Source organism: Pseudomonas sp. 18.1.10 (genome assembly GCF_024655625.1).
GTDB lineage: Bacteria > Pseudomonadota > Gammaproteobacteria > Pseudomonadales > Pseudomonadaceae > Aquipseudomonas.
The window spans coordinates 1-10,411 of sequence record NZ_JANLGL010000189.1; the positions used below are offsets into that span (position 1 = coordinate 1).

At 61.6% G+C, this 10,411-nt stretch carries 8 protein-coding genes; 4 read left to right on the top strand and 4 right to left on the bottom strand.

Annotated elements, in window-relative coordinates:
* Positions 1–84: 84 nt before the first annotated feature.
* The gene (gene iolC, locus NUV89_RS23555; RefSeq protein ID WP_257783211.1) at positions 85–2,022 is read right to left on the bottom strand and encodes a 5-dehydro-2-deoxygluconokinase; all 1,938 of its coding nucleotides are present in this window, start codon (positions 2,020–2,022) and stop codon (positions 85–87) included.
* 285 nt (positions 2,023–2,307) lie between these two features.
* Here iolC and NUV89_RS23560 point away from each other — a divergent pair, with 285 nt between their 5' ends.
* Positions 2,308–3,216 (top strand): MurR/RpiR family transcriptional regulator, encoded by a 909-nt coding sequence (locus tag NUV89_RS23560; protein ID WP_017735816.1) that lies wholly within the window; start codon positions 2,308–2,310, stop codon positions 3,214–3,216.
* On the opposite strand, the gene NUV89_RS23565 is transcribed toward NUV89_RS23560, so the two are convergent.
* Complete coding sequence (locus NUV89_RS23565; RefSeq protein WP_257783212.1) at positions 3,146–4,627, bottom strand: PLP-dependent aminotransferase family protein; 1,482 nt, start codon at positions 4,625–4,627, stop codon at positions 3,146–3,148. The two genes, NUV89_RS23560 and NUV89_RS23565, sit on opposite strands and share 71 nt — an antisense overlap.
* Before the next feature lie 92 nt (positions 4,628–4,719).
* Here NUV89_RS23565 and NUV89_RS23570 point away from each other — a divergent pair, with 92 nt between their 5' ends.
* Entirely contained in the window at positions 4,720–5,934 is a 1,215-nt protein-coding gene (locus NUV89_RS23570) for a multidrug effflux MFS transporter (RefSeq protein WP_257783213.1), read from the top strand.
* A gap of 2 nt (positions 5,935–5,936) precedes the next feature.
* On the opposite strand, the gene NUV89_RS23575 is transcribed toward NUV89_RS23570, so the two are convergent.
* Together NUV89_RS23575 and NUV89_RS23580 are read right to left on the bottom strand one after the other, a co-directional pair.
* Complete coding sequence (locus tag NUV89_RS23575; protein WP_257783214.1) at positions 5,937–6,824, bottom strand: hypothetical protein; 888 nt, start codon at positions 6,822–6,824, stop codon at positions 5,937–5,939.
* Positions 6,825–7,088: 264 nt separating this feature from the next.
* On the bottom strand, positions 7,089–7,973 hold the full coding sequence (locus tag NUV89_RS23580) for a hypothetical protein (RefSeq protein ID WP_257783215.1): 885 nt from the start codon (positions 7,971–7,973) through the stop codon (positions 7,089–7,091).
* A gap of 312 nt (positions 7,974–8,285) precedes the next feature.
* Here NUV89_RS23580 and NUV89_RS23585 point away from each other — a divergent pair, with 312 nt between their 5' ends.
* Positions 8,286–8,969 carry a response regulator transcription factor gene (locus NUV89_RS23585; protein WP_003219726.1) on the top strand — a complete coding sequence of 228 codons (684 nt, stop codon included), beginning with the start codon at positions 8,286–8,288 and terminating at the stop codon, positions 8,967–8,969.
* Positions 8,947–10,341 carry a HAMP domain-containing sensor histidine kinase gene (locus tag NUV89_RS23590; protein ID WP_257783216.1) on the top strand — a complete coding sequence of 465 codons (1,395 nt, stop codon included), beginning with the start codon at positions 8,947–8,949 and terminating at the stop codon, positions 10,339–10,341. The genes NUV89_RS23585 and NUV89_RS23590 overlap by 23 nt, the downstream gene beginning before the upstream one ends.
* The last annotated feature ends 70 nt before the right edge of the window (positions 10,342–10,411 follow it).

Consider the following 10,411-nt stretch of genomic DNA (forward strand, 5'->3'; position numbering starts at 1 on the left):
GCCAGCAGATGTGTCGCCTGACACGCCGCCTTCGCGAGCAAGCCCGCTCCCACATTTGATTGCATTCCACATTTAGAACTGTGTTTAGGTTCGGGCACTGCGCCAGGCGTTAATCAGCTGTTCAAAGGTCGCCTGAACCCGCTGGATCAACGTCTCATCATCAATCTCCCCCGCCAGCCACGCACGGCTGGGCTCCTGGAAGATCGTGCGGCCCACCGCAAAACCACGGCAAGTCGTGCTCTGGCTGGCTTGCTGGAAACCCTCGGCCAGGCATTCGGCCGACGCATTCAGCCCCAACAGCACCACGCCACGGCAGTACGGGTCGCGTTCCTGGATCAACTCATCGAGCTGTTTCCAGTCCTTGGCCGACTGTGCCTCGATCTTCCACCACGCCGGGTAGATGCCCAGGTTGTACAAGCGCTTGAGGCTGCGGTACAGCACATCCGGGTAGGTGGACGGGTGATCCTTGGGCGGGATGACTTCCAGCAGCAGCTCATGGCCACTGACCACGGAGGCGTCATACACCGCCTTGAGCTGGGCTTCCTGCTCAAGACGCAGCAGCGGTTCGTCGTCCGGGTGGTATTGCACCAGGCACTTGATGATTTGTTCCTGGGGCCAGGCGATCAGGTTGCTGCCCAACGAACGCCCGTGTTCCAGCGCCAGCGGGCGCGAGTTCTGCACCTCCACCGGGCGCGCGATCCACCAACCGCGACCGCTGGCGGCGTTGAGCGCGTCCTGGCCGAAGCGTTGATCGGCCAGCAAGCCGACATCGGCCTCGACGCCCTGCTCGCTCAGCTTGCGTTCCACCCGTTCGATGGCCTGGATAAACAGCTGCTTGATCGCGCTGATGCGCGTGGTGTCCTGGCCGCCGCGCTGGGCCAGGTCCACCAGTTGCCAGCGATGGTCGAAGGCAAAGATGAACAGTTGTTTCCAGGCTTTGCGCGGCACCGTCACGCGGTGCAGGCGTTGCAGGGTTTCGTCGCGGTCCGGGCGGGTGATGGGCACCGGGCTGTTGAACAGGTACTCCAGCTCGGCCGGGGTCGGCATGGCCGGTGCGCAGGCGTGGCGTGACACAACAAGGCCGCCGCAGGCATTCGCCAACTGGCTGCAACGCTCATCGCTGGCGTCATTGATCCAGCCGCTGAGGAAGCCCGACATAAAGGCATCGCCGGCGCCCAGCACGTTGAGCACTTCAACCCGCACGCCAGGGTAGATCGCACCGTCTTCCAAGCGCGTCGGGATCGCGCCGTGGATCACCGTGCAACCTTGCGGGCCGAGCTTGACCACCAGGGTCGCTGGCGTCAGCTCGCGGACGCGGCGCAGGGCGCTAAGCAAATCTTCACTGCCACCGGCGATGAGGAATTCTTCTTCCGTGCCGACAATCAGGTCGAAACGCGGCAGGATCGTCTGCACATGGGCACTGACGTTCTGGTCGGCAACAAACCGCGTCTCGCCGTCGGCCTTGCCCGCCAGGCCCCACAGCACCGGGCGGTAGTCGATATCCAGCACGCGCTTGACGTTGTGCTTGGCCGCATAGTCCAGGGCCTGGATGCTGGCCTTGTACACGCTGTCGGTGGAGAAATGCGTGCCGGTGATGAGCAGGGCCTTACTGGAGGCAATAAAGGCTTCGCTGATGTCTTCAGCGCGCAGGGCCATGTCGGCGCAGTTTTCGCGGTAGAACACCAGGGGGAAGGTTTCGCGGTCCTTGAGGCCCAGCAGCACCAGCGCGGTGAGGCGCTCAGGGTCGACCTTGATACCGCTGACATCGCAGCCTTCACGGGCCAGGGATTCAACAAGGAAGCGCCCCATATGGTCGTCGCCGACCCGGCTCAACATCGCCGACTTGAGGCCAAGCCGCGCGGTGCCAAAGGCGATATTGGCGGAGGAACCGCCGAGGTACTTGGCAAAGCTGGACACGTCCTCAAGCCGCGCACCTACTTGCTGCGCATAGAGGTCGACGCCCAGGCGCCCGAGGCAAATCAGATCCAATTGACGCCCACTGGCAAAACGAGTCTGGCCCATGCTGGCTCCTGTTATTTTTATCAGCCTGCGTTGTGCCGCCGTGGCGACGGCAAACGCTCTTGGTGGGATGCAGACTAGAACGTCCAGCGGCGGCAATCAATATTTATTCCATAATTATTTTTAGTGGAATATTTTTTCCAATACGTCAGCATAGGGGCACGCCAGCCGCCGTGCATCGTTTCAGCAGGCCACGCGGGCCGTGATGCCGGGGTATTTTTTTGCGCCTACCCTGTAGACTTGCGCCACCCATCAGCGCAACAGAACAACACGCCAGAAGGATTGCCCATGTCCCGCACCGATCCCGAGACCACCCTGGAAGACACCGTCGCCAGCCCTCCGATCAATGCCGAACGCCTGTTGCAGCTGATAACCGACGAATATGAAAGCCTGCCCCGCCAGCTCAAGCGCATCGCCAGCTACATGAGCCAGCAGAGCGACCGCATCATGGTGGACCGCATCAGCGACATCGCCCGCGAGTGCGAAGTGCACCCGTCGGCCATCGTGCGGTTTTCCCAACGCTTCGGCTTCAGTGGGTTCAGTGAGATGCAGGCGCTGTTTCGCGAGGCCTACACCCACAAGACCACGCCGGTGCAGAACTACCAGCAGCGCATCCGCAGCATGATCGCCAACAAGTCGCAGAAAGCCAGCGGCGGCGACCTGGCACGCGAATGCGTAAACGCCACGCTGTCCGGCATCGAACGCCTGGGGCTGGAACTGGATGACGTGGCCTTCGACAAAGCCGTGGACCTGGTGGTGAACGCCGACAACATCTACGTGGTTGGCGTGCGCCGCTCCTTCGCGGTGGCCGACTACCTGGTCTACAACCTGCAACACACCAACAAGCGCATCCACCTGATCTCGGGCCTGGGCGGCAGCTACCGCGAGCAGATGCGCAGCGTGCGCGCCAACGACCTGGTGATCGCCATCAGCTTCACGCCCTACGGCAAAGAGACCCAGCACTGCCTGCGCATCGCCCAGCATCATCAGGCCAAGACGTTGATTATCACCGACAGCAACCTGTCGCCCCTGGCCAAGCGGGCGAACGCGGTGCTGTTGGTGAATGAGGGATCGTCGTTTGCCTTCCGCTCGTTGAGCGCTACGTTGTGTTTGTGCCAGGCGTTGTTTATTGCGGTGGCGTATCGCTTGGAGTTGAAGGTGGATGAGATTCACGAGCAGGTGGGGTTTGACGACTGACCAATAGCTGCGCCAGCGCGAGACCGTGATATCGGATCTGCGCCAGGGTCAGGGCGGTGTAGCCAATGATCACCGCCGGTGGCAAGCCCTGGTCGTGGCAGAACTTGCCCAGCGGTTGCAGCGTTAACCCTACTTGTGCAGCACGGGCGCAAAAATCACCCTCCTCCACTCCCGCAGGCAACCACAACACAAAGTGCAAACCCGCCTGTTGACCGCTGACCCTGCAGCCCTCAGGCAAGCAGTCGAGCAACGCATCACGCCGCGCTTGATACGCCTGACGTGAAGCACGCAAATGCCGCACAAACGTGCCGCTGCGCAGAAACTCCAGCAACCCCAACTGATCCGTGGCCCCCACCGAATGCCCGGTGAGTTGCAACGTGCGCAGCAGCGAGCGACGCAGCACCTTGGGCACCACCATGAAGCCCACACGCAAGCCAGGGAACAGATTCTTGTTGAAGCTGCCGCAGTAGATCACCCGGTCGCCACCGTCCAGGGACTTGAGCGCAGCCAGCGGCGCGGCGTTGTAGTTGTATTCGCTGTCGTAGTCGTCCTCGACCACCCAGGCATCGGCGCGGGTGGCCCAGTCCAGCAAGGCCAGGCGCCGCGACACCGACAGGGTCATGCCCAGCGGCGCCTGGTGGGCCGGGGTGACGTAGGCCAGGCGTGCCGTATCAGGGAGTTGGTCAGTGTCGAGACCGTCGCTGGTGACGGGAATGCCGTGGACATGCGCGCCCGCCAGGCCGAACAAACGTCGCGCCGGCAGATAACCGGGGTCTTCCACACACGCCGTGTCACCCGGCTTGAGCACCGTGCGCGCGATCAGGTCGAGGGCGTGGCGGATGCCACTGGTGACAATCACTTCATCCGCCTCGCACTGCATGCCGCGGTAGCTGCGCAGGTAGTCGGCGATCTGTGCGCGCAATTCAGGCAGGCCAGCGGGATGGGCCGCTTCGAGCACACCCGGCCCCACCGCCAGCAAGCCACGGGCAATGCAGCGGGCCCAGGCCTTCAAGTCGAACAGGCTGGCATCCGGGCGCCGGGCAACGAAGGGCACATGGCTTTGCACTCCGGCGTCCGGTAGGTCGGCCACCGCCTCGCGGCGCGGTGCGACGCTCGCCACGGATGCCGCAATGAATTGCTCGGGAATCACCGCACACACCCGCGTGCCAGAGCCGGCCAGCCGCTGCACATAGCCTTCGCTGTGCAGCCGATCAAACGCCGCTTCCAACGTGCCACGGGACACCAGCCAACGCTGCGCCAGGCTGCGGGTGGACGGCAGGCGGCTGCCGGCCGGCAACTGCCGATTGAGGATGGCCGCGCGCAAGGCGTCGTAGGCGCCCTGCTGTTTACCGGCGTCCAGGTTGTCGGGGCGCGGCAGGTCGAGGGCAGATGCAGCTTTTCCGCGGCTCATAGTGGTCCAGTCCATTACGCCGTAAGTGGCCCTCAGGATTAAACCACAATGGCGCTAGAGTTTGAGTCCTACTCCTTGCGAAGAAACTTCCCATGACCCAACGCGCCCTTTCCACCGGGTTCTGGCTGGCGCTGCTGACCGTGCTGATCGCCCTGCCGCGCATCACCCTGGATATGCACCTGCCCGCCCTGCCGGCCATGGCCGACTACTTCCACAGCAGCGACAGCCAACTGCAACTGACCCTGACCCTGTACACCCTCGGTTCGGCGATTTCCCTGCTGGCGGCCGGCCCGCTCACCGACCGCTTCGGCCGCCGCCCGGTGCTGCTGGCCGGCCTGCTGCTGTATGTGCTGGCGACCGTGGCCTGCGCCCTGGCCGACAGCCTGACGGTGCTGATTATCGCCCGGCTGTTCCAGGCCCTCGGCGGTTGCTGCACCACGGTGATTGGCCGGGTGATTGTGCGTGACTACTTTGACCGCCACGAACAGGCGCGCCTGCTGGGGCTGATCTCCATGGCCATGGCCGTGTCACCCATGGCCGCGCCGGTACTGGGCAGCCTGTTGCTGCCGTTCATCAACTGGCGTGGACTGTTTGTCGTACTCGGCGTGATCGGGGCTGGCTTGTACTGGGTGGTGTATCGCCGCCTGCCCGAGACCCGTCCGCCAGCCGTCGCTGCCGCACCGCCGAGCAATCTGCTGCGTATTTACGGCCAGCTCCTGCGGGACCGATATTTCCTGGGCTATTCCCTGGCCATTGGCTGCGTGTACAGCACCTATTTCCCGTTTATCGCCGAGTCGTCGGCATTGTTGCAGCGCGGCTACGGTCTCTCTGCCACGGCCTACGCGCTGGTGTTTGCGGCGACCATCAGCGGCTACATGCTGGGCGCGCATATATTTCGCCGCCTGGTGCTGAAGTTCGAACCGGATCAGTTGATTGCCGGTGCCATCGCGCTGAATGTGCTGGGCAGCATGCTGCTCGCGGCGGCGACCGCCGCGTTGCCGGGTGAATGGCTGGCGATCGTGTTGCCGATGGTGGTGATTATGGTGTCGGTAGGCATGGTGATTCCGGCCTGTCAGTTGGCAGTGTTGCAGCCTTACGGCGCGATTGCCGGGACGGCGTCGGGGTTGTTCTTTTTTATTCAGATGTTTTTGACGGCGCTGAGCAGTTGGGTGACCGGATTGTTGTCCAACGGTACGTCAGAACCTTTGGTGGTCATGACATCGATGGCCAGCGCACTGTTGCTCGCAGGCTGGTATGCCTTACGCCCGTCACGGGTCAACGCGCCCGTGACGAGCGTCAGGCCATGACTTCAAGCGGTTATGGCGAAGCTGTCGGCATACGTGAACGTCGGATCATCATTTTTCTGGAAGACGCAATTCAAGGTCCCTGCCGCTTGCTTTGCATCAGGCGGCACGTTGAATGTCAGTGTGCCGTAGACAGGAAAAGCGAATCCATAATCTGGAAAGGTGAAAAAGGTCACACTGACATCCGTGCTGGTGGCCAAATCAAACGTCAGCCCGGTCGCGTTTTCCTTCAGATTGATAGCGATGAATGTCTGGACCTCGGGAAACCCTTCAACTCTTCGGCCCTGTATTTCGAGGTATTTGGGAATGCCCCCCCCGGAGTGCTCCTGAATACTCACCTGCGTCGCACTGAATGGCCCGGGCACCGGCCCTCCCGTGAAACTCCCGGTAAAAGTGCCTGAACCGGCAGTCGGTGCATTGCTGCGGACCGAGGTCGGCGTGATGAACCCTGTCAGGTCCAAATCTCCCTTGGTGACTTGAACGCTTTGGCTGCCGAAGGTCCCAACAAAATCAAAATCGCCGACAAAATGCTCATCGGCAATACGTGTCAGGTGAACCATGCCACTAGTGCCACGATAGGCTTTACCACCCGCATTTTCGTAAGCCCACCAACGTGTAGTTATCTCCTGCCCAACGATGTACTGACGCGTACCACCCACGGCCGGAAGATTCTGCTCCGGCAGTTCAAAATCGAGCCCCACTTGTTGATTGGCACCGGAACCGAGCTTCTCTGTCGTCAGTATCTTGAACACCCCCCCCGTCACCACCATCACCATTTTATCGGCGTCACCAACGTGAAGATGCGCGGGAGGGTTAACCTGAGGATTATGGACACTTGCTGTAACCTTGCCAGTCGTGCCTTGATTCGTCACGCCCTTGATCAAATTAGTCACTTGTGAGGCCCTCGGAAAAAGTTACTTCATGATTTACAACTGCCATGAAGAGCCTAATCCCGGGAGCCACCCTTCGATACTGTCAAATCTCACAGTCTTAAAAACCGTGCACTTATGCCATAGACACAAAAAAGCCGTGCCTATTGGAAAGGCACGGCTCGGGTCGTATTGCTATCAATGCATAAAGATCGCGATCAGGATAATCACCGGAATCGGCACCCCGAGGAACCACAGCAGTAATGAGCGCATGATGTTCTCCTTGAATTAACGGACAAAGTGTTCGGTTTCGACATACACCACCGCATCACGGCGACGACCGCCATAGGTGGCCGCGAAGCTGGCGAAGAACGCGCCGATCAGCAGGGCAATGAAGGTCCACAGCGATGTGTATGCAGCCACTTTGGCGGCGGTATCGGCGGCCTGCTTGGCTTTGACTTTGGCATCCTCGACCGCTTTACGCGCATCGCCATACACCTTGTCGATCCGCGCCTCGGCATCCGCCTGGCTGAGGTTGGTGCGCTGGCTGACCAACTGGGCCAGGTAGGCACGGTCTTCGGCGGCGAGTTGGCCATCGTTGCTCAAGGTACGGGCAAAGATGCGTGCAACCACGCCGTGAGCGGCGTCGTCGCTGACAGCGACCGGGCGGTCATCGCGGAACAGGCTGTCTACGTAGTAGCCGAAGTCGTCGCCCTTCACCGCCGTACCGACGGCCTGGGTCACACCCGAGGCGACGCTGGCACCGGCCTGCACACTGCCGCCGACGACACTGCTCACGGAGCCGACGATCAAGGTTGCCGCCACCAGGGTAGCAACGGCCCAGGACAGGAAACCATGGGCAGTATCACGGAAGTACACCTCATCGCCATGCATATTGGCCCACTTCACCCGCAACCGACCGGCGATGTAACCGCCCAGGCCCGAGGCGACGATTTGGGTAAAGGCCAGCCAGATAATGGTGGAAATGCCCAGCCCCTTGGCGCTGATACCGCTATTGGCCCACGGCGACACCGCCGAAAAGCCCAGGCCGAAGCCCAGCAATACCAGGATCAGGGACAACGCAGCCGCGGCGGCCGCCCCGGCAAAGATCGCCCCCCAGGAAACCCCGGAGCGCGAGCTCGATTCTTGTAGCGTGGATGAGGATGTGATCATTGTTGTTTTGCTCCCGGCAGGAAAAATGGTGTTACATGTCTCGGGAGTGACAGTGCAGGCGCCATGCCAGTCGCCTGAAAATTAAATACCTAATGTTTTCAACAAGTTAAATAACTTGAACTTCCTAGGACCATGCAACTTGCAAGAACAGCTTCTTCCGGGCAGGCGTTATGCAACCTCAAGCCCAACACAAAACCGGTGGGGCATAAATTGTGGTGGTTCTGCCAACATGAAGTTTAATTTAGGAAGCGTTCAGGCATTTCTTGGCAAAATGCCCCCACTTCTAGTGTGAATCGCTCACCAGGTAATCCTATGACCCGCATTTTGACCATCGAGGATGACGCCGTAACAGCCCGCGAGATCGTCGCCGAGCTGAGTAGCCATGGACTGGACGTAGATTGGGTAGACAACGGCCGCGAAGGCCTGGTCCGCGCCGTGAGCGGCGATTACGACCTGATTACCCTCGACCGCATGCTGCCGGAACTCGATGGCCTGGCCATCGTGACCACCTTGCGCACCATCGGCGTATCGACGCCGATCCTGATGATTAGCGCCCTCTCCGATGTGGACGAACGGGTGCGCGGCCTGCGGGCTGGTGGTGATGACTACCTGACCAAACCCTTCGCCTCCGATGAAATGGCTGCCCGCGTCGAAGTACTGCTGCGGCGCAAAAGCACGGTCAAGGAATTCGAAACCGCCCTGCGCGTGGCCGACCTCGAACTCAACCTAATCAGCCGCGAGGCCAGCCGCGCCGAGCAACCGCTGAGCCTGTTGCCCACCGAATACAAGCTGCTGGAATTCCTGATGCGCAATACCGGGCAGATCCTCTCGCGCATGATGATCTTCGAGGAAGTCTGGGGTTACCACTTCGACCCCGGCACCAACCTGATCGACGTGCACATCGGCCGCCTGCGCAAAAAGATCGATCCACCGGGCCTCACGCCGCTGATCCGCACGGTACGAGGTTCCGGCTATGTCATTGCTGAACCCCTCTAAGGGCTGGCGTTCTTCCAGCAGCCGCTTGCTGGCGCTGTACAGTTCGTTGTTTGTGGCCTGGAGCTGCATCCTCATGGGGGTGCTGTATTACGAGGTGTCCGGTTACCTGGGCGACCTCTCGCGCCATTCGCTGATGCAGCGCCAGCACCTGTTCCAGCGCTTCGACGGCGAGGAACTGGTGGAAGCGCTGACCACCAGCATGACATTCGACATGAAGGGCGTGGACGCCTACGGTTTGTTCGACGAGCAATTCAACCCGCTGAGCGGACCGATCCGCGCCGTGCCGCCCGACCTGCCGCTGGACGGCAAGATCCACGCCCTGGCCAACTGCGTCGACTCCGACGACCCCAAGTTGCCCAAGGACAGCTGCGACGCCGTGGCCACCCACACCGACGACGGCCGCTGGCTGGTGCTGGTGCGCGCCAACGGTTCGCTGTTTGGCGTGACCCGGATCATCTGGCATGCCCTGCTGTGGGCGCTGTCGCTGACCATCATCCCCGGCGCCGCCGGCTGGCACCTGCTGCGCCGCCGCCCGTTGCGGCGCATTCGCGGCATTCAAGCAAGCGCCGAGGCCATCGTCGCCGGCGACCTGACCCACCGCCTGCCGCTGTCGAATCGGCGCGACGAACTGGACATGCTCGCCGCCATCGTCAACGCCATGCTCGACCGCATCGAAAAGCTGATGAACGAGGTCAAGGGCGTGTGCGACAACATCGCCCACGACCTGCGCACCCCGCTGACCCGCTTGAGGGCGCAGTTGTACCGCATCAGGCAAGAGGCAGAAGAAGACTCCGGCTTTGCGGTAAAACTGGATGATGCCATTGCCGAAACCGACACGCTGATGGCGCGTTTTCGCGGGCTGTTGCGCATTTCAGAACTGGAAGACCACCAGCGCCGCTCGGGTTTCCTGGTGATGGACCCGCTGCCGTTGCTGCGCGAACTGCATGACTTCTACCTGCCGCTGGCCGAAGAAGGCGAGCTGCAACTGGTGCTCGACACCCCGGACTCCCTGCCCTGGATCACCGGCGACCGCGCCCTGTTGTTCGAAGCGCTGGCCAACCTGCTGAGCAACTCGATCAAGTTCTCCCCGGCGGGCGGCGAAGTGGTCCTGCGCGCCGTGAACGACGCCGGCAGCACGCGCATCGAAGTACACGACTCCGGGCCGGGCATCCCGATTGCCGAACGCAACGCGGTGTTCCAGCGCTTCTATCGCGTGGATGAAAACGACCAGCAAGGCGGGTTTGGCTTGGGCTTGTCGATTGTCGCGGCGATCATCAACCTGCACGGGTTCAAGTTGGAGGTGGGCAGCAGCGCGAGCGGCGGTGCAAGGTTGGTGCTAGAGTGCCGGCAGCAACTCATGCCCGAGGCCTGAGGTTCACACAGATCAAACTGTGGGAGCTGGCTTGTGTGGGAGCGGGCTTGCTCGCGAAAGCGGTGGATCA